General features: G+C 40.2%; 30 protein-coding genes. 23 read left to right on the top strand and 7 right to left on the bottom strand.

Annotation, left to right across the window (positions count from 1 at the left end; genetic code table 11):
* The 6 genes from COT81_03305 to COT81_03280 all read left to right on the top strand — a co-directional run.
* The coding region (locus tag COT81_03305) for a hypothetical protein (GenBank protein ID PIS05058.1) at positions 1–767 on the top strand (767 nt) is incomplete at its 5' end.
* Entirely contained in the window at positions 767–1,963 is a 1,197-nt protein-coding gene (locus COT81_03300) for a hypothetical protein (GenBank protein ID PIS05057.1), read from the top strand. The genes COT81_03305 and COT81_03300, both read left to right, overlap by 1 nt.
* Before the next feature lie 67 nt (positions 1,964–2,030).
* On the top strand, positions 2,031–4,643 hold the full coding sequence (gene clpB, locus COT81_03295) for an ATP-dependent chaperone ClpB (protein PIS05056.1): 2,613 nt from the start codon (positions 2,031–2,033) through the stop codon (positions 4,641–4,643).
* Complete coding sequence (locus COT81_03290) at positions 4,643–5,566, top strand: multidrug ABC transporter ATP-binding protein (protein ID PIS05055.1); 924 nt, start codon at positions 4,643–4,645, stop codon at positions 5,564–5,566. Before clpB ends, COT81_03290 begins: the two co-directional genes overlap by 1 nt.
* Complete coding sequence (locus COT81_03285; protein PIS05054.1) at positions 5,556–6,329, top strand: hypothetical protein; 774 nt, start codon at positions 5,556–5,558, stop codon at positions 6,327–6,329. Before COT81_03290 ends, COT81_03285 begins: the two co-directional genes overlap by 11 nt.
* Positions 6,329–7,408 carry a tRNA 2-thiouridine(34) synthase MnmA gene (locus COT81_03280; GenBank protein ID PIS05053.1) on the top strand — a complete coding sequence of 360 codons (1,080 nt, stop codon included), beginning with the start codon at positions 6,329–6,331 and terminating at the stop codon, positions 7,406–7,408. The genes COT81_03285 and COT81_03280 overlap by 1 nt, the downstream gene beginning before the upstream one ends.
* 53 nt (positions 7,409–7,461) lie before the next feature.
* On the opposite strand, the gene COT81_03275 is transcribed toward COT81_03280, so the two are convergent.
* Positions 7,462–7,698 carry a hypothetical protein gene (locus COT81_03275; GenBank protein PIS05052.1) on the bottom strand — a complete coding sequence of 79 codons (237 nt, stop codon included), beginning with the start codon at positions 7,696–7,698 and terminating at the stop codon, positions 7,462–7,464.
* 99 nt (positions 7,699–7,797) lie between these two features.
* On the opposite strand from COT81_03275, the gene COT81_03270 reads away from it, so the two are divergent.
* The 17 genes from COT81_03270 (at position 7,798) to COT81_03190 (ending at position 21,538) form a co-directional block, all read left to right on the top strand.
* Positions 7,798–9,603 (top strand): alanine--tRNA ligase, encoded by a 1,806-nt coding sequence (locus COT81_03270; protein ID PIS05051.1) that lies wholly within the window; start codon positions 7,798–7,800, stop codon positions 9,601–9,603.
* Positions 9,604–9,755: 152 nt separating this feature from the next.
* Positions 9,756–9,989, top strand: coding sequence for a translation initiation factor IF-1 (locus tag COT81_03265; GenBank protein ID PIS05050.1), 234 nt, complete (start codon positions 9,756–9,758; stop codon positions 9,987–9,989).
* A 2-nt stretch (positions 9,990–9,991) separates the two neighbouring features.
* On the top strand, positions 9,992–10,105 hold the full coding sequence (locus COT81_03260) for a 50S ribosomal protein L36 (GenBank protein PIS05049.1): 114 nt from the start codon (positions 9,992–9,994) through the stop codon (positions 10,103–10,105).
* Between the two features lie 4 nt (positions 10,106–10,109).
* Entirely contained in the window at positions 10,110–10,499 is a 390-nt protein-coding gene (locus COT81_03255) for a 30S ribosomal protein S13 (GenBank protein PIS05048.1), read from the top strand.
* 3 nt (positions 10,500–10,502) lie between these two features.
* Entirely contained in the window at positions 10,503–10,889 is a 387-nt protein-coding gene (locus COT81_03250) for a 30S ribosomal protein S11 (GenBank protein PIS05047.1), read from the top strand.
* Positions 10,890–10,901: 12 nt separating this feature from the next.
* Positions 10,902–11,531, top strand: a complete 630-nt coding sequence (locus COT81_03245) for a 30S ribosomal protein S4 (GenBank protein PIS05046.1) — start codon at positions 10,902–10,904, stop codon at positions 11,529–11,531.
* Positions 11,532–11,549: 18 nt separating this feature from the next.
* Positions 11,550–12,392: a DNA-directed RNA polymerase subunit alpha gene (locus COT81_03240; protein PIS05045.1), complete on the top strand. Its 843-nt coding sequence runs from the start codon at positions 11,550–11,552 to the stop codon at positions 12,390–12,392.
* Positions 12,392–12,742 carry a 50S ribosomal protein L17 gene (locus COT81_03235; GenBank protein PIS05044.1) on the top strand — a complete coding sequence of 117 codons (351 nt, stop codon included), beginning with the start codon at positions 12,392–12,394 and terminating at the stop codon, positions 12,740–12,742. Before COT81_03240 ends, COT81_03235 begins: the two co-directional genes overlap by 1 nt.
* A gap of 1 nt (position 12,743) precedes the next feature.
* Positions 12,744–13,103 carry a 50S ribosomal protein L13 gene (rplM, locus tag COT81_03230; GenBank protein ID PIS05043.1) on the top strand — a complete coding sequence of 120 codons (360 nt, stop codon included), beginning with the start codon at positions 12,744–12,746 and terminating at the stop codon, positions 13,101–13,103.
* A 1-nt stretch (position 13,104) separates the two neighbouring features.
* Entirely contained in the window at positions 13,105–13,548 is a 444-nt protein-coding gene (locus COT81_03225) for a 30S ribosomal protein S9 (protein PIS05042.1), read from the top strand.
* Between the two features lie 38 nt (positions 13,549–13,586).
* Complete coding sequence (locus COT81_03220; GenBank protein ID PIS05041.1) at positions 13,587–13,784, top strand: cold-shock protein; 198 nt, start codon at positions 13,587–13,589, stop codon at positions 13,782–13,784.
* A 262-nt stretch (positions 13,785–14,046) separates the two neighbouring features.
* The gene (locus tag COT81_03215) at positions 14,047–14,661 is read left to right on the top strand and encodes a hypothetical protein (protein ID PIS05040.1); all 615 of its coding nucleotides are present in this window, start codon (positions 14,047–14,049) and stop codon (positions 14,659–14,661) included.
* 88 nt (positions 14,662–14,749) lie between these two features.
* Positions 14,750–16,840, top strand: a complete 2,091-nt coding sequence (locus COT81_03210) for a hypothetical protein (protein PIS05039.1) — start codon at positions 14,750–14,752, stop codon at positions 16,838–16,840.
* Between the two features lie 66 nt (positions 16,841–16,906).
* Entirely contained in the window at positions 16,907–18,346 is a 1,440-nt protein-coding gene (locus tag COT81_03205; protein PIS05038.1) for a hypothetical protein, read from the top strand.
* A complete protein-coding gene (locus COT81_03200) occupies positions 18,339–19,355 on the top strand; it encodes a hypothetical protein (GenBank protein PIS05037.1) in 1,017 nt (338 codons plus the stop codon). The genes COT81_03205 and COT81_03200 overlap by 8 nt, the downstream gene beginning before the upstream one ends.
* Complete coding sequence (locus COT81_03195) at positions 19,343–20,041, top strand: hypothetical protein (GenBank protein ID PIS05036.1); 699 nt, start codon at positions 19,343–19,345, stop codon at positions 20,039–20,041. The genes COT81_03200 and COT81_03195 overlap by 13 nt, the downstream gene beginning before the upstream one ends.
* Positions 20,042–21,538: a hypothetical protein gene (locus tag COT81_03190; GenBank protein ID PIS05035.1), complete on the top strand. Its 1,497-nt coding sequence runs from the start codon at positions 20,042–20,044 to the stop codon at positions 21,536–21,538.
* On the opposite strand, the gene COT81_03185 is transcribed toward COT81_03190, so the two are convergent.
* From COT81_03185 to COT81_03160, 6 genes are all read right to left on the bottom strand, one after another.
* Positions 21,501–22,442, bottom strand: a complete 942-nt coding sequence (locus tag COT81_03185) for a methionyl-tRNA formyltransferase (GenBank protein ID PIS05034.1) — start codon at positions 22,440–22,442, stop codon at positions 21,501–21,503. The genes COT81_03190 and COT81_03185 overlap by 38 nt on opposite strands.
* A complete protein-coding gene (gene def, locus COT81_03180; GenBank protein ID PIS05033.1) occupies positions 22,429–22,962 on the bottom strand; it encodes a peptide deformylase in 534 nt (177 codons plus the stop codon). The genes COT81_03185 and def overlap by 14 nt, the downstream gene beginning before the upstream one ends.
* An 81-nt stretch (positions 22,963–23,043) precedes the next feature.
* Positions 23,044–24,915 (bottom strand): primosomal protein N', encoded by a 1,872-nt coding sequence (gene priA / locus COT81_03175; protein ID PIS05032.1) that lies wholly within the window; start codon positions 24,913–24,915, stop codon positions 23,044–23,046.
* Complete coding sequence (locus tag COT81_03170; protein ID PIS05031.1) at positions 24,912–25,811, bottom strand: hypothetical protein; 900 nt, start codon at positions 25,809–25,811, stop codon at positions 24,912–24,914. The genes priA and COT81_03170 overlap by 4 nt, the downstream gene beginning before the upstream one ends.
* A gap of 19 nt (positions 25,812–25,830) precedes the next feature.
* A complete protein-coding gene (locus COT81_03165) occupies positions 25,831–26,391 on the bottom strand; it encodes a hypothetical protein (protein ID PIS05030.1) in 561 nt (186 codons plus the stop codon).
* A gap of 2 nt (positions 26,392–26,393) precedes the next feature.
* Positions 26,394–26,646, bottom strand: a 253-nt coding sequence (locus COT81_03160; protein PIS05029.1) for a hypothetical protein, incomplete at its 5' end; no start/stop codon positions are given.

Here is a 26,646-nt window from a genome sequence, read left to right as displayed (position 1 = left end):
AAGACGTCGTCAGAGCCGCGGTTTTTGGCAATGTTGGCACGATTATGTGCTTTCGCATTGGCGCCACTGATGCCGAGTTTTTAGCCCAAGAATTCGCGCCATATTTTACCGAAGAAGACTTAGTGAATCTGGCCAAGTACGAAGTCTACTTAAAACTTATGATTGACGGCATTTCGTCCAAGCCGTTTTCAGCTTTAACTTTGCCGATTGAATACGAACCAACCGACAATGTTAATAAAGTTATTTCACAATCTCGAGAGCGGTATACTAAAAGCTTAGAAGTTGTGTCGGACAAAATTATGCGCTGGTCAACTGGCACTGACGGCAAACCTAAAAAAACTGAACTGCCGAGTAAAAAGAAAAGAAAAGATGCCCCCAAAAAGGAAAAATCATCAGTCGAGGAGACTAAGAAAAAAGAATCATCAAGTTTAGGCAAACCAAAACCGCAAACTAAAGTTGAAACAAGCAAAAGTAAGTCTAGTGCTTATCTAGCCGAATGTGACAAATGCGGTGCTGAGTTTGAATTAACTTTTGTGCCGGACGGTATCAGGCCGGTTTATTGCCAAAAATGCTTCCAAGGCCAACGTGTCCAAAAAAATAATGATAAGCCAAAAAATACTTCGGGCGGTTTTCGGTCTGACGTCAAAGACGAATCCAGGCTAACGCTTTCTGACGCAGTTAAAAAAGAACCAGTCCCTTTCAACCAGTCCAAAAATGAGGCGCAACCTGCCGGGGTTAAACCGGGAGAGGTGATAAACGTTGAATAATGATAAAGCCAAAATTAGTTGATAAACCTAACCACATTGATCAAGAATTAGGCTACTGGCAGGCAGTGGCTATTTTGGTTGGCACAGTAATTGGAGCTGGCATCCTGGGCATACCGTATGTGGTTAGTAAAACCGGCCTGGTTTTAGGCTTGGTTATTATTGTCATAATTTTCTTAGCCTTGACTAGCAAAAGCTTGCTTTTAGCGGAAGTGACTTTACGCACTAGAGCGTCATATCAACTGCCCGGTTACGCTGGCGCTTATTTGGGGCCATGGGCTAAGTGGTTGTATACTTTTGTTCAAGTTTCTGCCTCTTACGGCGCTATCATTGCTTATATTGTGGGCGTCGGAACAATATTATCCGAAATTATTGGTGGCCCCACTTATCAATTACTAAATTTGACCATTAATCCAACCATTTATTGGGGCGTTGCGTTTGCGGCGCTGGGAGGTATGGTTGTTTACGCGGGATTGATTTTATTGCGAAAAATTGAACTTTGGTTGACCATTTTTTTAGCTTTAATCGTTATCATCTTGGCCGTTATCGGCTGGAATGGTATTGAAAAACAACTGATTGCAAAATTTGATTATGCTTACTTATTTTTAGCTTACGGCACTGTTTTTTTCGCATTTTCAGGAGCTTCAGCTATTCCTCAAATGCGCAGAGTGTTAAAAGGCCAAGAAAATAAACTGGCCAGCGCCATAGTCACGGCTAAACTTATTATCTTTGTTATTTACATTTTATTTACAGTTACTGTTTTAAGCATTACCGGTTTACATACAACCGAAATCGCCACTGTCGGGCTTGATGGCACGTTTGGTTTATTGATGTTTTACCTTGCCAATATATTAGCTCTATTTACTATTAGCACTAGCTTCTTCTCCCTTGGTTTAGCTTTAAAAAATGTGTACCACTTAGACTATAAAATTCGTAACAGCTATGCTTGGCTTTTTACTATGGTGCCGCCAACAATATTATTTTTAATGGGTCTTAACGACTTTGTCGGTATCTTAAATTTTATCGGCGCTGTTGGCGGGGGAATACTGGGTGTTTTGATCATTCTAATTTTTTGGCAAGCAAAAAAGAAAGGTAACCGCAACCCTGAATTTTCCTTGCCGGAATTAAAGCCGTTAGGTTGGATTTTGATCGTTATGTTTTTAGTTGGCATCTTGTACACGCTTGTCCATCCCACCTAAGTTGACAGCCTCTTTGTTCTTTGATATGTTATTAGCACTCTATCTATGAGAGTGCTAATTTAAATTTATGCAACCAGATAAGCTAACTCAAAAAACTCAAGAAGCCTTACAGAAAGCCTTATTTTTGGCTACTGAAAATAACCACCAACAAATAACTGTTTGGCACTTACTTTACGCCTTACTTGAGCAAGAAGAAGGTATTGTGGTGTCAATATTGAAAGAAGCTGATCTTGATTTACCGGGCGTAAGAGCTGAATTACAAGATCAACTAAATAAATTACCCCGGACACAAACCACCATCATGGGCCAGCAATCGGTTACCGCCGAGTTTAATAAAGTTATTGGCCAAGCCGATAAAGAAGCTAAACAGTTTGGTGATGAATACATTTCAACTGAACATTTGCTTTTAGCTATGCTGAAACTGGACACTAGTGCCGCACCACTTTTATCTCCTTTAAGTTATGATCGGGTTTTGGAAATTTTGAAAACTATACGCGGATCACACAAAGTCACTGACGCTGACCCTGAATCCAAGTATCAGTCTTTAGAAAAATATGGCGTGGATTTAACCAAACAGGCCCAAGACGCAAAATTAGATCCGATTATCGGGCGTGATACTGAAATTAGACGGGTTATGCAAGTGCTTTCCCGCCGGACAAAAAATAATCCGGTTTTAATTGGTGAACCAGGAACTGGAAAAACAGCTATTGCCGAAGGCCTCGCGCAAAGAGTAGTTGCGGGGGATGTGCCAGAATCACTCAAGAACAAAAAAGTGATTAGCTTAAGTATGGGTTCACTTGTTGCCGGGACTAAATTTCGGGGCGAATTTGAAGACCGACTGAAAGCGGTACTAAAAGAAATTGAAGAACAAGCTGGTAAAATTATTTTATTCGTAGATGAATTACACACCATTGTTGGTGCGGGCGGCGCTGAAGGAGCGATTGACGCGTCAAATATGTTAAAACCGGCTTTAGCTAGAGGCACTTTAAGAATGATCGGCGCGACTACGCTCAAAGAATATCAAAAACACATCGAAAAAGATACCGCCCTGGAACGGCGCTTCCAGCCTGTGTTCGTGCAAGAACCTACGACTGAGGATAGCATTGCCATGCTTCGCGGTATTAAAGAAAAATATGAGCTACACCACGGCATTAAAATTACCGATGATGCAATTTTAGCGGCAACTAATTTATCCCAACGCTACATCACTGACAGATTTTTACCCGATAAAGCCATCGATTTAATTGACGAGGCGGCCTCGGCTTTAAAGATGGAAATTGATAGCATGCCTGAAGAAATTGATTCATTTAAACGTAAAATTACTCAGCTGGAAATTGAAGTTGAGGCGCTAAAACGAGAAAAAGATAAAGCCGCTAAAAACCGACTAAAGGAACTAAAACAACAAATTGCTGATTTAAAAGAACAAAATTCTGACTTAGAAGTGCAATGGCAGGCTGAAAAGAAACTTATCTCCCAAATCCAAGCTAACCAAAAACAAATCGATGAATTAAAAATTCAGGCTGAAAAAGCTGAACGAGAAGGCGCGTTAGATAAAGTCGCTGAAATTAACTACGGTCAAATTCCTGCCTTAGAAACCAAGTCAAAGCAATCTAAGCAAAAACTAGATAAAATTCAAAGCCACCGTAAAATTCTAAAAGAAGAGGTAACTGAAGAAGATATTGCCGCTGTGGTTGCGCGCTGGACCGGTATTCCGGTTAGCAAGATGCTCGAATCAGAAGCTTCTAAGCTGGCACGCATGGAAGACGAACTACACAAACGAGTAGTCGGCCAAAAAGAAGCTATTGCCGCGGTGGCCAACGCTATTCGACGTTCACGGGCGGGCATATCTGAGGAAAAAAAACCAATTGGGTCATTTATATTTTTAGGGCCAACCGGAGTAGGGAAGACGGAATTGGCCAAAGCCTTGTCAGAATTTATGTTTAACACCGAAGAAGCAATAGTCCGGGTCGATATGTCCGAATTCATGGAAAAACATTCAGTATCTAAAATTATCGGTTCGCCGCCAGGCTACGTCGGCTATGATGAAGGCGGACAGTTAACCGAAAAAATTCGCCGCCGCCCCTATTCAGTTATACTTTTTGATGAAATTGAAAAGGCCCATCCCGAAGTGTTCAACATTTTATTACAAATATTGGACGACGGCAGAATCACTGACGCCAAAGGCAGGCTTGTCAACTTTAAAAATACGATTATCATCATGACCTCTAATATTGGCAGTGAAGTAATCAGAGAATATACTTTGGGTTTCACGGCTGGTGACAAATTAGGCAAAGTTGACGATAAAGAAATGCGGGAGCGCGTATTAGAGGCACTTCAAAAATCTTTTAGGCCTGAATTTTTGAACCGGATTGATAGCATCATAACATTTTCATCTCTCAAAAACGAAGAAATTGAAAAAATTGTTGACTTACAACTTAATTTAGTCAAGCGGCGGTTAGAGAAAAAGGAAATTAAGCTTAAATTTAGCGACGCCTTGAGAAAATATGTTGCCAAAGAAGGCTTTGATCCAATCTATGGCGCTAGGCCCTTAAAGCGGGTAATCCAAAATAAAATTTTGGATCCTTTAGCGCTTGAGATTATTGACCAAAAAATAAAACCGGGGCATACTGTATCAGTCGACATTAAAAACGGCCAGTTGACTTTTACAACCAAAAGCTAATGCCTCGAAGCGTAATTGAAATCTCCAAACTGTCTAAGGTATATCCAAATGGCACTAAGGCCTTAGATAATGTTAGCCTTGATATTCCGGAAGGTGAAATTTTTGCTTTGCTTGGAGCCAATGGAGCCGGCAAAACAACTTTAATCAGCATCGTCATGGGTTTAACTAAAAAAACAAGCGGAGATATTAAAATTTTTGGCCTTGACCATCTAAAGCATTACCGAGAAACCAAGCAGGAAATGGGTTTAGTCCCTCAAGAGTTGAGTCATGACCACCAACATAAAGTCATTGAATCGGTTAAGATGCTGGCCGGCTACTATGGGAAAAAACTTACGCCCCAAGATATCGACGAAACTTTGTCGCCTTTAGCGCTGCTAGATAAAAAAGATCTGACTGCCGGCCAGCTGTCGGGTGGCATGAAAAGAAGGTTAATGATTGCCAAGGCTTTAATTCATAAACCAAAAATTCTTTTCTTAGACGAACCGAGCGCCGGCGTGGATGTAGAGCTTAGGCGCGGGCTTTGGGACCATGTGCTCCAACTTAAGCGCTCGGGCGTCACCACAATTTTAACTACTCATTACCTGGAGGAGGCTGAAATGCTAGCTGATAAAATTGCGGTAATTAACAAAGGTAAAATCATCTTTGATGACGATAAAGACGAAATTTTTAAAAAGTTTGGAAAAAAAGAGATTATTTTTGAGTTATTAAAACCAATCAATCAACTGCCGCTTGAACTTAAACAAGCTTCTGTGAAAAAAATTAACGATTTGCGTTTATCTTTTGACCAAAGCCGGACTAAAGAGTTTTATTCAATTCAGCGTATCTTGGATATTTTGCATAAGGAGAATATACAGGTTGAAAATATTGACACCCATAGTACTAATTTAGAAGAAATTTTCGTTTCTTTGACCCATGAGAAATAAAATTAATTATCGAGGGGCCTACACTATTTTCAAATGGCAAGTATTGCGTTTTTTAAAGTTCCCGACGCAAACGTTGGCCTCGCCGGTCATTACTACCACCCTATATTTTGTAGTTTTTGGCTACTCTATAGGCAATCGGGTTGGTGAAATTGACGGCATTAGTTACATTAAATTTATTGTGCCTGGCTTAATTATGATGAGCCTTTTGATGAACGCTTATACATCTCCTTCGTCAAATATTTTATTATCTAAGGTGCTTAATACTTTAGTTGATGTGTTGTCCGCGCCAATTTCGGCTTTGGAATTTTTAGTCGCTTATTCACTGGCTGGAGCCGTCCGAGGAATTGTCGTTGCGATAGTAATTTATATCGTATCGTTATTTTTTGCGGGCTTTACTATTACCAGCTGGTTTTACTTATTCGGCTTTTTGATACTCACATCTTGGAGTTTTGCGATTATTGGCGTAATTGCCGGGGTATGGGCCTCACGCTTTGAGCAAGTGTTTCTTTTACCGACGTACGTGATAACGCCGTTAACATTTTTAGGCGGTGTTTTTTATTCTATCAAGATGATCCCGCCGATACTCCAAAAAGTCTCGCTTTTTAATCCGATTTTTTACATGATTGACGGACTGCGGTACTCATTTTACGGAATATACGATGTTCCTCCGTTACGAAGTTTAATTTTTGTCTTTTTTGCCTGGGCGGTTTTGTTCGCGATTGCCTACCATGTTATATCTAAAGGCTATAAACTAAAAACTTGATGAATCCAAAGAAAAAAGTCCAAGTCGCAGTAGCAATGTCCGGCGGCGTCGATTCATCGGTCGCCGCTGCTTTATTAAAACAGCAGGGCTATGACGTGTCTGGTTTTTTCATGAAAAATTTTTCTCGTGAAAGCTGGGAAGGAGTGATTGACCCAGATTGTCCGTGGGAACAGGATCAAGGAGACGCCAAAGCAGTTTGTGACATATTAGATATACCTTTTGAAAGCGTTAATTTTGAAAAAGAATATAAAGACACCATTATTGAATATTTTTTTCGTGAATATGCCAAAGGCCGAACACCAAACCCTGACGTTTTATGTAATAAGGAAATGAAGTTTGGAATATTTCTAAATAAAATGATGGAGCGGGGGTTTGACATGGTCGCAACCGGCCACTACGCTAGAATTAAAGACGGGAATAAATTATACAAAGGATTAGATCCAAATAAAGACCAATCATATTTTTTACACCAATTGTCTGAAAAGCAACTAACTAAATCCATGTTTCCGGTTGGTGAATTTAAAAAATCTGAAGTTCGGCAAATCGCAAAAAAACTGAAATTTCCCAACGCTGATAAAAAGGATTCGCAAGGGTTGTGTTTTATCGGCCACATAAATGTTAAAAAATTTCTTGAACAAAAAATTAAACCCAAAAAAGGCGACATTGTTGACACCACGGGCGACAAAGTCGGGGAGCATGAGGGTGTTTGGTATTTCACGATTGGCCAAAGGCGTGGCATCAAAATTGGCGGGTCCGGGGAACCCTACTACGTAGTTGATAAAAAGATTAAGACTAATACTTTGGTTGTGGCTAAAGGGCATCAGCACAAAGAACTACATGCCAAAAATATCCTAGTCACTGATGTTCACTGGATAAACAAAGCCCCAAAGCTGCCGGCCAAACTAAAAGCCAAAATCCGCTACCAGCAAGATGATCAGGAATGCACTATTAATTCTTTGAATAAGAGCTTAACTGTAACTTTTAAAGATGGACAATTCGCAATCGCCCCTGGCCAATCAATTGTATTTTACTATAGAGATTATTGCCTTGGCGGAGCAATAATTGAGAAAACGTTATAAAAGAAAACGGCGCCTAACCTCCATCGGCGCCGCGTCTCACACACCGGGTATGGCTAGCAAACTTTAAGCTCCGCCCAGGTCCGGTACCGGCTATAACGGCTGTGATCTACGCTAATAGTCAGGATCGGCGACCTACCACTTTCAGTCACAAATATGTGCCGGACAATGCCAATTTCAACCTTATTGGCAGTGGTAAATGCCACCTGGTCTCCAATCCTGACCGTCTTACCGTCAGGCCCAGTTACTGACTGGGCGTAACCACAATCGAAGACTGCCTTGAACTCAGGCATTTGGCCACCTCCGAGTTAAAGCCAGTTACAACTTACCATATTTATAATAAAAGTTAAAAACCTTGCCAAGATATAAGTTTTTAAGTATATTACTCTAATATGCCAGTAGATAATTTAAGAGAAAAATTTCTCAAATTCTTCAAAGAAAAAGGTCACACTATCATTAAATCCGCGCCACTGATTCCGGAAAATGACCCAACGGTGCTCTTTACGACTGCCGGCATGCATCCATTAGTGCCTTACTTAATGGGGGCAGACCACCCCGGCGGTAAACGGGTGGCCGATGTTCAAAAATGTATCCGGACCACTGATATTGACGAAGTCGGCGATGAGTCTCACTTAACTTTTTTTGAAATGTTGGGAAATTGGTCATTTGGTGACTATTTTAAAAAAGAAGCTATTGAATGGTCATGGGAATTTTTGACTGATAAAAAATGGCTGGGCTTGGACCCAAGCCGAATTTACGTATCCGTTTTCGCCGGCGACAATGACGCGCCACGCGACAACGAGTCAATTGCAATCTGGCAAGAACAATTTAAAAAAGCCGGCATTGACGCCAAAGTTGATAAACGCATATTTACATTAGGCAAAAAAGACAACTGGTGGGGGCCGGCCGGTGAGACCGGACCCTGTGGCCCTGACACTGAAATGTTTTATGATACTGGTAAAAAACCGAAAGAGCCTGAATCCCCTAAGGATTTTACCGATAATCCCAGATACGTTGAAATTTGGAATGATGTATTTATGCAATACAATAAAGCCGCCAGCGGTAAATTTGAACCATTAGATCAAAAAAATGTAGATACTGGCATGGGATTAGAACGCACGGTGGCAGTGCTTGGCGGTTATAATAACGTTTATGAAACTGAGTTTTTTCGGCCAGCGATTAAACTAATTGAAGATATGTCTGGCCTGCAATATGGCAAAGAATTTAGCGCCGGTGAAAGTACTTCGCGCTCAATGAGAATTATTACCGACCATATAAAATCAGCTACATTTATCCTCGGCGACGAAAAAGGTGTCAGCCCGTCAAACTTAGACCAGGGCTACATTTTACGCCGTTTGATCCGCCGCGCTATTCGTGAAGCCAAAAAACTTGGGATTAATAGATTTTTTACCACCGAAATTGCAGAATTTTTTATTGCTGAATATTCACCGACTTACCCAGAACTGGCTCAAAACAAAGAATTTATAATCACAGAACTTATGAAAGAAGAAGAAAACTTTAACAAGACCTTAGAACGCGGTTTAAAAGAGTTTGAAAAAATGAGCACCGACAAAAAGATAGACGGCCGGGAAGCTTTTGTGTTGTTCGCCACTTACGGCTTCCCTTATGAGATGACCGAAGAATTAGCCAAGGAAAAAGGATTGAAGATTAACAAAGAAGAGTTTGACGCAGAATTTGCCAAGCACCAAGATGAATCCCGCAAAGGACTAACGCAAAAATTTCACGGCGGGTTGGCTGACCAATCCGAAGCTACCGCTAAAATGCACACTGCTAATCACTTGCTTTTAGAAGCGCTAAAACGCTTGCTCGGCCGTGATGTAAATCAAAAAGGCTCTAATATAAATCGAGAGCGGCTACGGTTAGACTTTAATTTTGACCGCAAATTGACTGATCAAGAAATCAAACAACTGGAAGACATGGTCAATGAGCAAATTCAAAGCGGACTGCAAATCACCAATGAAGTTATCCCCCTAACTCAAGCTAGAGAAAAAGGCGCAACTGGGGTTTTTGATAGTAAATACGAGGAAGATGTGAGTGTGTATAAAATGGGGGATTTTTCCTATGAAATCTGCGGTGGACCGCATGCCAAAAATACTGCAGATTTAGGCAAATTTAAAATTGTTAAGGAGCAATCTTCAAGCGCTGGAGTCCGTCGAATAAAGGCTATTTTAGAGTAATATTGACATATTTTATAAGTTAGGTTATTATACGCCTACCTTGAAAGTAACCATATTATTAAGCATATCGCACAACTTAGGCTAAGAATTAGCAAAAACTAGCGATTTTCTGGCGGTCATTTCAGCCGCTAGATATTTTTTTGCCACAATACATGGGAAAACCAAACAGCGCAGGGACTAAAGACTTTATCGAAATGGATGGTATGGTTGAAGAATTGCTGCCTGCCGCTAGCTTCAAAGTTAAGCTAGAAAATGACCACGAAATTTTAGCCCACCTGTCTGGAAAAATGCGGATGCACCGGATTAAAATTCTACCCGGCGACAAAGTTAAGGTGGAATTAAGTCCCTATGATTTAACCAAAGGCAGAGTTATTTACCGATATTAAAAATGAAAGTAAGAGCATCAGTAAAACCAATGTGTAAAAATTGCAAAGTAATTCGCCGCAAAGGTAGAGTTCACGTAATTTGTACTAATCCTAAGCATAAACAACGTCAAGGATAATTTTATGGCTGTTCGCATTGCAGGAATCACTTTACCCAATAAACGAATTCAAGTCGCACTGACTTATATTTACGGCATTGGCCAAACCACTAGCGCCAAAATATTGAAGCAGATAAATGTTGACCCCAACAAGCGAGCTAACGACCTAAATGAATCTGAGATTAAAAAAGTTCGTGATGTGGTTGAAAAGGAATACAAAGTTGAAGGTGATTTAAAACGTGAGGTTCTAACTAATATTAAACGGCTCAAGGAAATTAATACTTACCGCGGATCTCGGCACGCCAAACATTTGCCGGCACGAGGGCAACGGACCAAAACCAACAATCGGACGGTCCGAGGCAATGTCCGTAAAACTATGGGTTCTGGGCGTGCTCCGTCAGCACAAAAGACTTAATCTATGGTAGCCTACAAAACTAAAAAGAAAAAAGTGGCCAAAAACGTTCCGACCGGGCGGGCTTACGTTCAGGCCTCCTATAACAACACTTTAATTACTTTCACTGATAACTCGGGGGACGCTATCGCCGCGTCAAGTGCCGGCCAATGCGGTTTCAAGGGCCCAAAAAAATCAACCCCTTATGCCGCCGGCGTGATTGTTAAAAACGCGTGCGAAAAAGCTAAAGCTAAGGGCTTAAAAGAAGTATTTGTGTTTGTCAAAGGCGTCGGCTCCGGCCGTGAAGCTGCCATTCGCGCGATTAACGCAAACGGTATCAATATTTCCGGAATAAAAGACATTACTCCGATACCGCATAATGGCCCAAGAGCTAAAAAACCGCGTCGCGTATAAATTAATATTCCTATGGCTAAGAATTTAGATTCAAAATGTAAACTTTGCCGCCGAGAAGGTGAGAAGTTGTTTTTAAAAGGTGAACGTTGTTACACTCCTAAATGCGCGATTACCAAACGTAATTATCCACCCGGGATTCACGGAGTCAAAGGCAAACCGCGCTTAACGAACTTTGGCTTACAATTACGAGAAAAGCAAAAAGCCAAACGCATTTATCAAATTTCCGAAAAACAATTTTTTAATTACTACCAAAAAGCATCCAAGAAAAAAGGTAACACCGGGGAAAACATGATGCAAATGCTGGAAATGCGCTTAGATAACGTCGTGTTTAAAATGGGATTAACCCCGTCCCGCTCACACGCACGTCAATTAATTACGCATAATTACTATAAAGTTAACGATAAGGTTGTTAATATTCCGTCTTACCAAGTTAAACCCAAAGACGTTATCACTTTAAATGAAAATAAAAAAGATAAAAAAGCTTTCACGGTAACAGCGCAGGTAGCTGAAAAAATGGAAGTTCCCGGCTGGCTAGATGTTAACGAAAAAGAAAAGACCGCTAAAGTAGCCAACATTCCTAAATTAGACGAAATTCAACAGCCATTTAATCCGGCTTTAATTGTTGAGTTTTACAGTCGGTAATAATTAATTTATCTTTATATGGAACAAATTCATTTCCCCGATAAAATTGAATTAAATAAAGGCAGCAACCCCAACGAAACGATTGTGAATATTGAGGCTTTTTCGCCAGGCTACGGCACAACCATTGGTAATGCCTTGCGCCGGATTTTACTTTCCAGTTTGCCTGGAGCAGCCATCACCTCTTATAAGATTGAAGGAGTGCAACACGAGTTTTCCGCCATTGACGGCGTCAAAGAAGATATTGTTGAAGTGCTGTTAAACCTAAAACGAGTACGCTTTAAAAAAGAAACTGACGAACCGGTTAAAATTGAGCTTAAGGTTAAAGGCGAAAAAACAATTACCGCCAAGGATTTTAAATGTCCGGCCGACCTTGAAATCACTAACCCAGACCAACATATTATGACTCTGACTGACAAAAATTCATCCGTTGAAATGAGCGCAGTCGTTGAAAATGGTCGCGGGTATGAATCAACTGAAGAAAGGGAAGGGGATTTAGAAATTGGCAGTGTGGCGATAGATTCATTATTTAGCCCGATTCAAAATGTTGGCTTTACAGTAGAAAATGTCCGCGTTGGTGAGAAAACCAACTACGATAAGCTGGTCATGAATATTGAAACTGACGGTTCGATGGATGTTAAAGACGCCTTAAGCCAAGCAATTGAAATTTTACAAAGCCAATTTACGACTGTTAATGACCTAATTCGCGGGAAAGCCATGCCATCTAGTCAGCCTAAACCAGCCTCTAGCGGCGATGAAAGCAAAAAAATTGAAGCCGCTGTCGCCGAAGCTATGTCTAACGCCGATACCGCTGAGGCGCCTAAGATTGACAAAACGAAAACTGGCGGCGATAAAGAAAACTAATGCGACATCGTAAAAAAACATTAATATTAGGCAGGCGCAAAAGCGTTAAAGAGGCTATGCTTAAAAACATGGTTACCAGTTTGGTTTTGTATGAGGAAATTAATACCACTAAAGCTAAGGCCAAAGCTATTCAGCCACTGGTCGAAAAAGTTATTACGATAAGTAAACAAAATAACTTAACTTCACGCCGCAACTTGCTTGAACTTTTATATACTAAAAAAGCAGTTAATAAAGCATTGGAAGTACTTGGTCCTCGTTACAAAGAGCGGGCGGGCGGATACACCAGAATTACCGCCTTGAACAATCGTAAAGGTGATGGAGCGGAAGTTGTTCAAATTCAATTAGTTTAATATGCCTCTTAAAATCCAAAGAAAAACTTATTCTATAGATGCCAGCGAAAGGAGTATCGGCCGCTTGGCAAGCGAAATCGCGACTAAGTTAATGGGCAAGGATCGCGCTGACTACACGCCAAATGCCGACAGCGGAGCTTTTGTAACTGTGGAAAATATTAAGCAAGCCAGGTTTTCCGGTAAAAAGTTTGACCAAAAAATATTTTATCACCATTCCGGATACCCAGGCGGAATCAAACAAACTAAATTATCACATTTGTTCAAGCAAAAGCCAGAAGAGGTTTTAAAGCGAGCGGTAATAAATATGTTGCCCAATAATAAACTGCGCAAAGACAGGATTAAAAGATTAACTTTTAAATAACATGCCAACTGAAAAAATAAAAGTTAAACAAGGCAAAAAAAGCCATAAAAGCCGCAAGGGTTATATCCACACAGTAGGTAAACGCAAAAATGCCGTTGCCCGGGTGCGGTTATTTAAAGATGGGCAAGGTGAATTTAAAATTAACGAACAGGAATTGCAAAAATACTTTGCCACAGCCGAGTTACAACAAATCGTGGCCTCGCCGCTTACCGCCCTGGGACAATCAAAAAAAGTTAACATTAGCGTCAAGGTGTCCGGCGGCGGTAAAAAGGGACAGGCTGAAAGCGTTAGCTTGGGTGTCGCCCGAGCATTAATCGTTTTAAATGAAGATTGGCGCAAAACCTTACGGCCCTTGGGGCTTCTAACTAGAGACGCCAGAGTGAAAGAACGTAAAAAACCAGGTCTTAAAAAAGCCCGCCGGGCCCCTCAGTGGGCAAAGCGGTAGGCTTTATTATGAAATTTAATTAACTATAGAAGTATACAATGAAAGGTACAATCAAGCGGATCATGGACAAGGGATACGGATTCATCGCCCCAGAAGGCGGAGACAAAGATCTATTTTTCCATGCCAACTCTTTGGACGGACTAGACTTCAATAGCCTAAAAGAAGGTGACGCCGTCACTTTCGATGTTGAAGAGTCTCCCAAAGGACAAAATGCCGTCAATATTAAAGCTGCTTAACAACGAGCGTAATCCAATTTAATATGGATGACAAAAATAAGTGCCATTGCCACTCACCTCATGATGAGGGACAAGCAAATGAACCAATTACGTGTTGTGGTGGTGACTGCGAATGCCAAGAGAAATAAAATCTCTAGCTACAAAAAGCGGCCCCTACTAGGCCGTTTTTTGTTTGTTTAACAAATTGACAATAATTTAAATATCTCATAAAGTAAGCCATCGAGGCCTGCAAACCGGCAATTCAGCCAAGGAGGAAAGGCAGATGTCTAACATTTTGAGTTCCGAACACACGGCACTGCCTACTCTGAGGGCAGGCCAAAAGCCTCGCAAGATAGTGGGGTGGAAAGTCTACGGCGACATTGGGCCAGATCCGGCTGTCGTAGTCGTTGAACATCACACTAGCAACTACGACCTTCCCTTCCTATTCCTTGTGAAAACTTTCATGGGTTATGGGCGAATTCACTTTCTGATGAAGTCAGAGTGGTTTCGTTACGGCCTAGGATGGTTTTTTAAGTGGATAGGCGGTGTGCCGGTTATCCGCGACGGAAGCGAACGGCGTGATACGCTCGGTTACGCCATTAATGGGTTCATCAATGGACACATCAAGTGGCTCGCTATAACGCCTTCAGGCACCAGGGCAAGAAAACGCCCAAGTCAAAAGAGGGCATGCTGGAAACGAGGTTTCCTGCATATCGCTCGCGGCGCCAAGGTCCCATTGGTCCTGGCTGCCATCGACTATTCACGCCATGAGATTACACTGCTAAGGCATGACATAACGAGTAAACCTGACGATGAGGTAATGGCCTTCTGTGCAGCCTTTTTTGGCGAATTCGCCGCCGGAAAACACCCAACCGGAGAAACTCCGGTCAGGCTGTAAGAAGCAGGCGAAGTTTTATAGTTTGCGCCCAAGACTACATGTTTTGTGCGCGCTTTTCTTTAACCCATATTTAATGTAAGATAATGAAATGAAAAACAAAGTTGTTTTTGGCAGCATTCTAATTTTAGTTATAGCCGTTATTGGCTTTTTTATTTACTTTAAGCTGCCTCCTTCCCATCTTCTAGGCAAAGATGCCATTTTAACCCGAACTGCGATTGGGGGCGTAAACACTAATCACGGCAGCATTATTTTGCCATTTGAAATTCCCGGTAGGACAAAAGAAATGACTGGTTTATGGATTAATGTGGCTTTTGATTTTAATCATGACGGTGAATTTAAAGATTACGATGTCAACGGAGAAACTCAACCAGAGTGGGCTATAATAAATTTTATCCCTCAAGTAATAGACGGTGAGGCTAACTCATTGCCACTAAAAATAGTTGACGATAGTATCGATACTCAAAAAATTATCAACGCCACAGCTGTATTTTCTAATCATAAAATTGAAGCCGGAGCTTGGCCGAAAAACTTTTCAAAAGGGGATATAATCGAAAACTTTACTATTAACGAAATTACCACAGCGTCAATTGATGGAACTTTGGAGCTGGATCCAGAATTGCTGACTGGCTCGCCAATTTCAAATTCTAAATTAGCTTTTAGCTTGCCCCACGAATCAGATATTGATTCTGCTGGCAACGAACGCCCTTATAACTTTCATATCCAAGTGCCAGGAGTGCCAGATATTGATCAGGATTATAATGAATGCGGGCCAACCGCAGTTGCAAATTCATTTAGATACTTAGCCGACCGATACAACTTTGAGGATTTATTACCACCCGAAAATGAGCAGTTAATTGATGAGCTAAAAGGAGATTTACAATTTGAAGACGGGGTGCGTGACGAAAATATTCTAGCTGGCAAACAAACATTTGTTGAGCGCCGTGGGTTACCGTTGGAGGTGCATCAAGTCGGCGACATTAATGACCCTGATATTGTTTTTAAGATTTATGAGGAACTAAAAAAGGGACAGATGGTTGAAGCAACATTGCAGTTTTTTGATGTATTGCCGGATGGCACGGAAAAACGTGCCGGCGGACATGTGGTTACCGTGATTGGCGCGAGCGGAACTGGGAGTGATCGATTATTAACCTTTAGTGATCCGGGCGATGCAAAACCTAGCCCTTCTCGTGATATATTTCAAATGCGGCAAAATGAGGTTCAAAATTTTTGGTCAGGTAAAAAAACCATAATTTCATTGGTAGTTGCGCAATCGCCAATACCAAGCGTTCTTGACTATACTTGGGTTGACCCCAGCAGTCAAATTGAAATGATAGCCGGTGAAGTGATTAGAACTGGCATTGATTTAAGCCAAGGTACTTCAAAATTTAATTTTTTTAATGTCACGATGGATGACCCGGGGGATCATTTGGTTGGCGATGCATTCACCGCTCGCGCTGTAGTGACAAAATTAGATGACCGGGAAGATTGGGTTTTTTATACTAATGCTGACGGTGAAGATGCAATTTATCGCCACAAAGTAGGGGAGTGGTGGTCTTTGACCGGCAATTGGAAAGCAAGTGGAAACATAAGCCCAGCTGAATTGAATGACCGTCCGCCCCGAACTTCGACTAATCAACGCCGTTACGCCATTGACATAGAATTTACCTGCGAGAAGCCAGGGCCGGCCTGGATTGCCTTAGATGTGTTAATCTCCTGGGACGAAATTACGGTGCCAGAAAATAGTGACATTCCACCAGAAGTCAACGGTTGGCAACGTGAGCATTTGTTGCCGGCTGACCGCGTTAAAATTGCGACACCACCGTTTCGGTGCCGAACTAACAACTCTGGCCGCGCGGCGGATGACGGCAGCGGCTTAGACATTCGTTCAGCCGACGAAAGCGGTATGAATTGCCCTGGTGCTAAATTACTTTCACCGGCGCTTGGTGGAACCGAAATAGAAGTTTGGAAAGTCGCCCCCAGCAATCTATGTTTTCGTCGAGAACAATTTATCGGCAAAACCCCAGCTGACGCTTGCGATGAAGTGCATTATCATACGCAATTACTATCGCTTGGCGGTGGCGCTGTCTTAAATGATAGCCAACCATGCGGTGCCACCAAAGAATCGCAAATCATCAAAAAAGGATTTATTTGGGTGGATCCTGACAGCCTAGAAAATTAAGTTGGTTTAAATTTTCTTTTTTTAAGCCCTTTTCAAGGGCTTTTATGTTATAATATAGATAATTTTATGGCTACTCAAATCGCAAAAAATACCACCTGGTTAAGCGGTTCATTAGTGCTACAAAAAATTCTGTCTTTCGCTTACTTTTGGTTCATCTCCAATCACTTTTACCCGGGCGCTATTGGCAAATACGTTTTCGCCCTATCTTTCACTACCTTTTTTTCTATTTTTGTTGATTTGGGCTTATCAGTGGTTTTGACGCGTGAAGGGGCGAAATCTAACGAACAAGCCAATAAATATTTACGCAGTATTATAGGATTAAAACTTATTTTGGCTGTTGTCGCTACAATTATAGCTATTTTGGTTATCAATATAACCGGAAAAGAGTTACTCACCAGACGGCTTGTATATTTAGCCTTAATAGTAATGCTGTTAGATTCATTTACCTTTACCTTTTACGCCATTTTTCGGTCGCGCCATAATTTACGTTATGAAAGCATCGGCAGTGTAATTTTTCAAGTCATCAACTTTTCGCTCGGTGCCTATCTTGCTTTAGCCACCAATAGCATTCGTTATTTACTTTTTGCCTTAATCACGGCTTCGACGTTCAATTTTATTTTTTCGTTTATACTGTTAAAGAAAAAATTGAATTTTTCCTTAAAGCCGAATTTAAGCAAAGAGGTCATCAGCTATTTTATTCATTTATTGCCAGCTTTTGCGCTAACTGGTATATTCGTAAAAATCTATAACACTTCGGATTCAATTTTATTAAGTTTCTTAGCGACTGACGCGTCCGTTGGATTTTTTGCGATTCCGGCCAAAGTTATTTCTGCCATACAGGCAGTCATCGCCGGGTCTTTTGCGGCTGTGATATATCCGGCGTTTAGTCACGCCTTTGTAAAATCAAAACAAACTTTAACTCACATGCTCCGCGACTCCATTCGTTACCTAATGATCTTAAGTTTCCCGATCGGTTTTGGTTTGGCAATTTTAGCGCCAGAAATTATCAGCCAAATTTGGCCAGAGTACACTTTAGGCATTGCTACTTTTACTATCATGTCGCTTGCGATTCCTTTTATTTTTTTAGCTTTTGTCACCGGTTCATTACTTAACGCTTGTGACCGTCAAAAAAATGTAACTATCAACCGGGGATTTATTACAGCTCTGGCCGTCTTGATTAACCTAATTTTAATTCCCCGTCTTCAACATTTAGGCGCCGGGATTACTTTTCTGATCGTCAACATGATTTTACTTTATTTAGATTTCCGAGCGGCAGACAAAGTGGTAAAGATTAAATCGTTAAAACTGCAAGCGCTAACCGTAAAAGTATTTTTATCTACTGCTGTAATGTCACTATTAATCTATTACCTTCGCTTAGTGCTGCCATTATTTTTTGTTGTCGCCAATGGTGCCATTATTTATTTTGTTTTAATCTACGCGCTTAAAGGCATAACTCGCCACGACATTAACGAACTTAAGCTTATATTTAAAAAAGCCAATGTCTAAAAACTTGCTGGTAACCTTAGAGTTTCCGCCACAAATCGGCGGGACGCAAAAATATTATCAAAACCTGTGCTCGGCTTATGGCGCCAATCAAATTGTAGTATTAACACCTCCTGCGCTAAATGCCAAATTATTTGACCAAACTCAAGCATATAAGATTATACGGCATAAATTTTTCGGTTTAATTTGGCCGAGATGGTTTAAGTTGTCTAGAACTATCCAAAAAGTCGTTCAAACTGAAAACATTGACTATATATTAGCTGGGCAAATTATACCAGTTGGTTCAGCTGTCCTTTTGGCTAAAAAACCGTTTGCCGTTTTTTTGCATGGCAAAGATATTGGGATTTTGTCCGGCCGAAAAAAAATTTTGGCTCAAGAAATCTTAAACAAAGCGGATAAAATCTTTGTTAACAGTAACTTCACTAAATCGCTTTTGTTACAAAAATTTAAAGCGGCAGAAAATAAAATTCAAGTTAACCATCCCGTCGTGCGTGTAGATGCACAGGTTGAAAGGCAAGCCAGAGCTTTAACGCAGAAGTTAATACAACAATATAACTTAGGCGGGAAAAAAATTATCCTGACAATCGCCCGGTTAGTTGAACGCAAGGGGCACGGTTATCTAATCGAGGCTTTGGCGCGGCTCAAAGAAAATTTTCCAAATTTAATTTATGTAATTGTTGGCACAGGCCCTTACAGGGATGAATTAACCGCAAAATCCAAAAGGCTAGGGGTGAGTGAACAAATCATTTTTACTGGCAGTGTTAGTGAGGTAGAAATGAACGCATGGCTTCAGGTGTGTGATATTTTTGCCATGACTCCAACTCAAAATAGTCAAGATGTTGAAGGGTTTGGCATTGTTTATTTGGAAGCTAAGCATTACCAAAAGCCAATTATTGCGGCCGCCAGCGGCGGGGTTAAAGAGGCGATTGGCAAGTATTCTAAAGCAATTTATGTTAATCCTGATAATGTGGGCTCAATCCCAAATGCGATTAAGACATTATGCCAAAAATAGATATTGTTATTCCGGTATTTGAACAGGGCAAACAACTGCTTCGATGTTTAGACAGCCTAAAAAAACAAAGCCTACAAGATTTTTCAATTATTATTGTTAATGACGGGTCAAATGACGGCACAAGTGATATTTTAAAAAAATTAAAAGACCATGCTTTTTGGAAAAACCGAATTGAAATTATTGAACAACCAAACCGGGGCGCGGCGGCGGCGCGCAATAGTGGCTTCCAGCGTGTCAAAGCACCATTTGTTCTATTTTGTGACGCTGATGTTACCTTACGAACCGATTGTTTAGATAAGATGCTTCGCGTCTTGCAATTACATAAGAATTCATCCTATGTTTATTCCAACTTCAAATACGGCCTGAAAACTTTTAACTTACGTCCGTTCAAACAGTTGAATTTAAAAGCTCAACCCCAAATCCACACCACTGCACTTATGCGTTCAGCCGACTTCCCTGGGTTTGATGAAAATTTAAAACGTTTCCAAGATTGGGATTTATGGTTAACTATGCTCAAAAATAATCATTATGGCAAATTTATCGATGAAGTGCTGTTTACGGTTAAACCCGGCGGAACGATGAGCCGCTGGCTGCCAAGTTGGTTGTATAAATTAAAATTTTTACCCTCCGTTAAAAAATACAACCAGGCTAAAAAGACCATTGTGGAAAAACATAACCTTAACTAAATGAGTCAGATCCTGTACGCAAAATACTTTGATTTCAAACCATTTAAATTGGCACTTTTTTACATTGCTATTTTAGAATTATTGTCTTGGCTTACTTGGGGTAACAAATGGCTTCACCAATTTATTTTTATCTTAATACTGTTGGTAACTTTTGAAGTTTACAAAAAAAGTAAAATTAACGGCTTGTTAATTATTTTGGCAGAACTATTTATCGGTTCTTTTGGCAGGTTGTATGTATATGAATTTGGAAGTATCAATATTCCAATCCGCTATGCCTTATTTTTAATAATAATTTTGCCTTTTTATTGGCTAAATCGTAAGCCAATAATGTCTTTGCGGTGGGTAAAAATAATTCAGCGAAATTTCTTTTATCTAAACTACGCCGTTTTTTTAGCTTTAGTATCATTAGGCATTATTTTGGGTTTACTTTTTAACACTAGCACTGTTTTGCAGGACGCTAATGCCTGGGGATACTTTGCTTTACTGCCAATTTTTTTAGTAACGGTTAAAGTGAAACACTTACCAAAAATTATTGCTGTTTTAACCGCGTCAGTTACGTGGCTGACCTTTAAAACGACAGTTACAACCTTTTTATTTTCATATAATCTAGCTTACTTAGGGAGCCCATTTTACCGTTGGATTCGCGACACCCGGGTAGGGGAGATAACTTACATCTCAGGCACGTTATATCGAGTTTTTATTCAGTCTCAAATTTTTTCATTGATTACTTTTTTTATTTTTTTAGCTTTATTTTTGTGGCTCTACCAAAAAAGCGAATTAGAAAAATTTATTCGTTGGTTAATCTTTGCCATTATTGCTACTTCCTTCACGGTTTTTTTAAGCCAGTCGCGAAGTTTTTGGGTGTCAGGATTGGCCACTTTAGCAATATTTATTGTCTATTATTTGTTCCAAGAAAAACTGAACTTAAAAAAATTATTCTTTGTAATTTCGTTTTTAATTGTACTAATATTTTTTAATGGGTCAATGATTTATGTTTTTACCGGCACGCCGCCAATTCAAGTCATTAAAGCGCGCGTGGAAAATATTGGGCAAGAACCTGGCGGATCGAGCCGGCGCAATCAATTACTACCATTAATAAACGAAATTAAAAAACGGCCCTTTTTCGGCCATGGATTTGGCAAACAAATTACTTACGAGAGTAATGATCCGCGAGTCAGAGCACTCACGACCAACGGCCAATATACAACTTACGCTTTTGAGTTGGCTTATTTGGACGTTGCTTTAAAAATCGGATTACTCGGCCTATTAGCTTATTTAATTTTACTTGGTTATATCGGCTTTAAACTATTTTTGATATCCTTGGCTGATAATACATACCGTCCAATTTACATCGGATTATTATTTGGTTTAGTTGCACTTGTTTCAGCCCATGCCTTTACGCCGTTTTTAAATCACCCATTAGGAATCGGTTATGTTTTAATCTTGTCAGCGATAGTGTCTAACTCAAGCTTGAAATGGAACCCTTTAACCCATTGACAAACTCTGGTCCTGTAATTTCTTTTTTACCTTCAAGTTGAACCGTCGTTAAAACCAGCGCGCCGTCACTGGATTTGGCGATTAAATCTCCACTCTTTTCGTTAATAAATAGATCGCCTGGCTGAAATTTATTGTCAATTTGCCCCCTGTAAGGCTTTATTTTGGTCAATTTTAACCTTTTTTTACCCAAATAGCTAAATATACCAGGCCACGGCTTTAACGCCCTAAATTGCGCTAATATTTGCTTTGTACTTTTGGACCAATTCACATGCCCATCTTCACGCTCAATTAATTTGCTTTCTGAAGCAAGGCTCTCATCCTGTTCAGTCAGGGTAACTTTTTGATTAAAATAATTTTCCAAGTTATCAATTAATAGCTGCGCGCCAAACACTGCCAAACAGTTAGCCATTGAAATAGCGTCATCATCGTCTAAAATTTTTACCTCTTTTTGAGCGATAATTGGGCCAGAATCCATACCCTCATCAAGCTTCATTAATGTCACGCCGGTTTTAGGGTCTAAGTTTAAAATAGCGGTTTGGATCGGTGATGGGCCCCGATACTTAGGTAGCAGTGACGGGTGTATATTGATGGCTCCTAACTTGGCAGTTGCTAAAAGTTTTTTTGGCAATAACTTGCCGTAGGCGACCACGACTAAAACAGCGGCTTGCGTTTTTTCCACCTGCTGAATAAACTTTTCATCTAATTTAGACGGCTGCTTGACCGGTAAACTTAATTCTTGCGCTTTTAATTTAACTGGCGGTGATTTTAATTTCTTTTCCCGGCCGATTGGCTTATCCGGCTTCGTCACTACAAAAAGAGGCGCATAGCCCGCCTCTATTAATTTTTCTAAACTCGGCACGGCAAATTCAGAAGTGCCAAAAAATATTATTTTAGCTTTGCTCATCTTTCAGCTTCTTTTCAAATTTCACAATTTTGTCATAAACATCTTGTCCTTCAACCATGCTCGTGGCCCTATCAACATATAATGTGCCATTGATATGATCAACCTCGTGCTGAATCACCCGCGCAAATAAACCGGCTGCCCTAAACTTAACCTTTTGACCGGAAGGGTTTAGGGCCTGAACAGTTATAGATTCTGACCGTGGCACTACACCGTACGCCCCAATGATACTTAAGCAGCCTTCTTCGGCTTCTTCTTTTTTTCTTGAATAGCGAATTATCTTGGGGTTAAATAAGTAAAGCGGACCTTCTTTGGTGTTAATCAAAACCAATTGAATATTTAAATCAACTTGTGGCGCGGCCAAGCCAATTCCGTTGGCGTCATGCATAGTCGCATCCATATCCAGCATAAATTTCTGCATTGCCTTAGATACAATGTCAGCTTTACTGAGTTTACGGCAAGGCGCGCGCAAGTTACGATCTTTAGGTAATTGCTGAATTCGTAAAATTTTACCTTTAAGCATAGCCTCGTTAGAAATTGATGTGTTTTACTTTTTTAGTCAAAGCCCCATATATTTCCAAGCAGGGCAAGTCGGTAAATAATATCACAAAAGACGCTCTGCATCAATATCTATCAGCCAATCGTCAGGAACTAATTTCATAACTTGGTCCAATTTATTTTTTGCATCAGTTTTAATAACTAAACTTAGGCGGTAACGCCCCCGCGTCTTTTGGCGGTACTCTGGCATCGGGCCTAAGACTTCAATTTCCGGGACTGCATTTTTAATCTTTTGGGCAATATTTTTTGCCTGTGTATTTACTTCTGGCATTTTGTATCCTTGACATGTTAACTTCACGATGCGTCCGAACGGGGGATAACGCAGTGCTTTTCTATTCTTCAATTCATCCGCTTGAAATTTTTTCTCTCTACCTAGATTTTTCCAAACTGGATGATCGGGGTTGTAAGTTTGAATAATAAATGAATTAGTAGTAAGCATTTCTAACTCTTTAACAGCGTGACGTACGATTTCATTTGCCTCAAATTCAGGTAAGTTCAACAACGTATCAATTGAAACTATGGCGCCAACTTTAACTTTAATCCCAGCTAATTTATTACTAAATGCTGAAGTAGTAACCAATATTGAAACTTGATTATTTTTAAATTCGTCTATTACTTCAGCGTCATCATCAGCAGTCAACAATGCGACACTGGCTTTTGGCCAAAACCTTTTTATTTCGCCAATAACTTGCTCAGCCCCAGCTCCCATAAACTTATAACTGCCTCCGCGACAGTTGGGGCAATTAACAGATAAGCTCTCTTGCCTTCCGCAATGCGTGCAAATTAATTTCGCTTTAGATTCATAATAAGATAATGGTGTGGCGCAATGGCTGCATTTCGGCGAATAACCGCAATCGCGACATACGACAACTGCAAAACTGCCTTTTTGGTTGATGAATAATATGGCCTGGTCCCGGACAGATTTTAAATCTGTCTTTACATTAAATAATTTATCCATTGATTCATGTAACTTTTCAGAAAACAAAGAGTAGTTACCAGCCTTGAGTTCGTCACGTAAATCCACAATGTCAGTGCGAGGGACTGAAGGTCGTGCGCCAATCCAATTCCATCCTTTCCATTCTTTCACTCGTGGACTTAAGCTTGTAAACAGTAATTTACTTTTGAAAATTTTAGCCACATGCTCGGCAATAGCCCGAGCATCATAACGTGGATTCATATCCCATTGCTTATAGCTGTAATCATGTTCGTTATCAACGATTATCAAACCAGTACTTTTGCTGACGGCAAAGATAGCCTGCCGGGTACCAATTAGGATTGGCAACTCACCATTTTTAAATTGTTGCCACGTTTTAAAATAGCGCCCACGCGCGATGCCGCTATACAAGAAACCAACATTAGAAGAATAATGTTTTTTAAATTCATGGACATAATAGTTAACTAAAGAAACTTCCGGCGCCAAAATTATCAGTTGTCTTTTTTGTTGAATTAATTTGTGGGCTAATAAAAGATAAACCTCTAACCTATTTTTGTAATCCAGTTCAAGTAATGTTTTTGAATTTTGTAAAACTACATCAGCAATCTTGCCTGATTCTTTATTTACTAAAACTAACTTGGGAGTTTTAACTTCCGGGAATCCTTTACCTTTAGTCTTTTTAATTTCTGGAAGAAAAGTCTTTAGAAAAAGAGCAGGCGATTGAAAGTAATATTCAGATAACCATTGCAGTAATTTCAGGTCCCCGGGTGCCAAAATTTGTGGTTCAATTATTTTTTCTATCCTTTTCAATTTAGATTTTGAGATCTTAGATTTGACATTTATTTCCCAGACTAGCCCGGGTAACGTTTTATTGCGCCACGGAATTTCCACCAAATCCCCGGGGCTGACTTTCAAATTTGTCTCATACGTAAAAACGCCTAAAGATTTCGGCAGGCGTTGATACGGGATAATGTTTACTTTCATTGGGGTAAATTTAAAATTACAGTGCCAAATGTAATAATTACTAAAGCCAAAAATTTTAAGAATAAATTCTTACTGTCAAACTCTTCTTTTAAAACTGGTTTAATCAAGGTTATAACTAGCGCCAATATAAAAGCAAAAATTGTTTGGCTGCCATTCAAAGCATTAACCAACGTAGCTGGGCCTAAAGCCAAGGCTGATGCTAAAACCAACGCGCCCAAACTGTCTACCACGCCTATGCCAATCAACCACACCGTAGTCGCCGTATTTATCTTGGCTAAAGTAAAGCGATATTGGGTTCTGAATTTTTTTGAAAAAAATATTAGGTGGGCAAACGGAAAGTAAGTAAAGGTGCCCCAAATAAAAGCATTAGTATAAGATATTGACTCGACAACAAACTTGAAAATAACAATATTAATCGCATAAAATAGTGCCACTACTACCATCATTGGAAGCGCATTTGAAACTGTGATTTGTTTCGCTCCAACATGGAAGCAAGCAAGCGCTGTGCCGACGACCAAAACAATAAAAGCTGTCAGTTGAGCAAAAGACAACTTTTCGTCAATAAAAAAAACGGCTAGCAATAACGTAAAGATCGGTATAATAGAAAACAGCATGTTAATTCTAGTTATGTCCTCACTGTTTGCCGCCTTAATGTAAATTAAATTAGCCGCAACCGCTAAAGCGCCGGCAAGCAACAGCCAAAAAATTATCCGCCAGGGCGGTAGATAAAAATCAACCAAAGGTACTAAAGCCACCGCAACGATTATGCTTATTTGCATCAACATTGTCATGTAGACATAATGATGCCTTATTCTGTTTGTAATAATGTACTTATCGGCTACTGTCACTCCCGCCCACATTAAGTAGGCAGACAAAGATAAAAATATCCAATTCATAAGTTTAATTTAGCATAATCTATATTGCCACGCTGCGGAGTTCTTTCCGGGCGGCTTTGTGTTCAGGTATTTGTTTCGACACTAACCCCCAAAAAGCCGGGGAGTGATTAAATTCTTGTAGGTGGCAAAGTTCATGCACGATAATGTAATCTAACAATCGCTCTGGTAAATGCACAATTTTGAAATGAAAATTAAGGTTGCGTTTTTCTGAACAACTACCCCAACTGCGTTTGTAATTTTTAATAAAAATGTTTTTAAATTCAAATTTATAATGCTGATTAAATTCAGCTACTTTTTGTCTTGCCAATTCCCGCGCTTTGTCTTTGTATTTACGAAATTCCGGCAGCCCGCCCCAAATTATATTGGTGCCATTAAATTTTTTATACTCTTCTAGTGACTTCGCCACCCAGTTGGCTTTTTGTTTAATAAAAGGCTCAACTTTATTTTCATTCATAAAATAGGGGAGTGTTACCACCACCCGCAAATCCGGATGCACAGTTAATCTTAAATACTTCGCGCGCTTACTGCGTTTTAAATGATAAGGTATTAATACTCCGTTTGCAGCAATTAATTTTTGCATCGCTAAGACTCTTTACGGGAAACAACGGCGTGGTAAGCATTGGGGTCTAGCTCATCGTGAATTAGCTGGATGGTGCTATGGTCAACATTTCCCCAATTTGCTATATCATTCTCAAATTGGCCGCGCAATTCATCCAGCGAAAATTTGTCTTTACCCCCTTTTAATCTTGATTTAGAGCCTAGATAGACTGGATTTGGAATTTCAATCCACTTTTTAATATGCTCCGGAATAAACCGCATGTCCCTCTCCTCATTA

The organism is Candidatus Buchananbacteria bacterium CG10_big_fil_rev_8_21_14_0_10_42_9, from assembly GCA_002773845.1.
In the GTDB taxonomy this organism is placed as follows: Bacteria; Patescibacteriota; Patescibacteriia; order Buchananbacterales; family 21-14-0-10-42-9; genus 21-14-0-10-42-9.
The sequence above is the reverse complement of the archived record's forward strand: the minus strand, read 5'-3'. Positions and strand labels throughout refer to the sequence as shown.

Coding starts and splice junctions, on each gene's coding strand:
- COT81_03280 (PIS05053.1), top strand. CDS start 6,329: ATGAATCCAAAGAAAAAAGTCCAAGTCGCAGTAGCAATGTCCGGCGGC.
- COT81_03165 (PIS05030.1), bottom strand. CDS start 26,391: ATGCAAAAATTAATTGCTGCAAACGGAGTATTAATACCTTATCATTTA.
- priA (PIS05032.1), bottom strand. CDS start 24,915: ATGAAAGTAAACATTATCCCGTATCAACGCCTGCCGAAATCTTTAGGC.
- COT81_03170 (PIS05031.1), bottom strand. CDS start 25,811: ATGAATTGGATATTTTTATCTTTGTCTGCCTACTTAATGTGGGCGGGA.
- COT81_03240 (PIS05045.1), top strand. CDS start 11,550: ATGGAACAAATTCATTTCCCCGATAAAATTGAATTAAATAAAGGCAGC.
- clpB (PIS05056.1), top strand. CDS start 2,031: ATGCAACCAGATAAGCTAACTCAAAAAACTCAAGAAGCCTTACAGAAA.
- COT81_03300 (PIS05057.1), top strand. CDS start 767: ATGATAAAGCCAAAATTAGTTGATAAACCTAACCACATTGATCAAGAA.
- COT81_03250 (PIS05047.1), top strand. CDS start 10,503: ATGGTAGCCTACAAAACTAAAAAGAAAAAAGTGGCCAAAAACGTTCCG.
- COT81_03185 (PIS05034.1), bottom strand. CDS start 22,442: ATGAGCAAAGCTAAAATAATATTTTTTGGCACTTCTGAATTTGCCGTG.
- COT81_03215 (PIS05040.1), top strand. CDS start 14,047: ATGTCTAACATTTTGAGTTCCGAACACACGGCACTGCCTACTCTGAGG.
- COT81_03285 (PIS05054.1), top strand. CDS start 5,556: ATGAGAAATAAAATTAATTATCGAGGGGCCTACACTATTTTCAAATGG.
- COT81_03260 (PIS05049.1), top strand. CDS start 9,992: ATGAAAGTAAGAGCATCAGTAAAACCAATGTGTAAAAATTGCAAAGTA.
- def (PIS05033.1), bottom strand. CDS start 22,962: ATGCTTAAAGGTAAAATTTTACGAATTCAGCAATTACCTAAAGATCGT.
- COT81_03290 (PIS05055.1), top strand. CDS start 4,643: ATGCCTCGAAGCGTAATTGAAATCTCCAAACTGTCTAAGGTATATCCA.
- COT81_03195 (PIS05036.1), top strand. CDS start 19,343: ATGCCAAAAATAGATATTGTTATTCCGGTATTTGAACAGGGCAAACAA.
- COT81_03270 (PIS05051.1), top strand. CDS start 7,798: ATGCCAGTAGATAATTTAAGAGAAAAATTTCTCAAATTCTTCAAAGAA.
- COT81_03255 (PIS05048.1), top strand. CDS start 10,110: ATGGCTGTTCGCATTGCAGGAATCACTTTACCCAATAAACGAATTCAA.
- COT81_03220 (PIS05041.1), top strand. CDS start 13,587: ATGAAAGGTACAATCAAGCGGATCATGGACAAGGGATACGGATTCATC.
- COT81_03200 (PIS05037.1), top strand. CDS start 18,339: ATGTCTAAAAACTTGCTGGTAACCTTAGAGTTTCCGCCACAAATCGGC.
- COT81_03210 (PIS05039.1), top strand. CDS start 14,750: ATGAAAAACAAAGTTGTTTTTGGCAGCATTCTAATTTTAGTTATAGCC.
- rplM (PIS05043.1), top strand. CDS start 12,744: ATGCCTCTTAAAATCCAAAGAAAAACTTATTCTATAGATGCCAGCGAA.
- COT81_03265 (PIS05050.1), top strand. CDS start 9,756: ATGGGAAAACCAAACAGCGCAGGGACTAAAGACTTTATCGAAATGGAT.
- COT81_03205 (PIS05038.1), top strand. CDS start 16,907: ATGGCTACTCAAATCGCAAAAAATACCACCTGGTTAAGCGGTTCATTA.
- COT81_03190 (PIS05035.1), top strand. CDS start 20,042: ATGAGTCAGATCCTGTACGCAAAATACTTTGATTTCAAACCATTTAAA.
- COT81_03225 (PIS05042.1), top strand. CDS start 13,105: ATGCCAACTGAAAAAATAAAAGTTAAACAAGGCAAAAAAAGCCATAAA.
- COT81_03245 (PIS05046.1), top strand. CDS start 10,902: ATGGCTAAGAATTTAGATTCAAAATGTAAACTTTGCCGCCGAGAAGGT.
- COT81_03235 (PIS05044.1), top strand. CDS start 12,392: ATGCGACATCGTAAAAAAACATTAATATTAGGCAGGCGCAAAAGCGTT.
- COT81_03275 (PIS05052.1), bottom strand. CDS start 7,698: ATGCCTGAGTTCAAGGCAGTCTTCGATTGTGGTTACGCCCAGTCAGTA.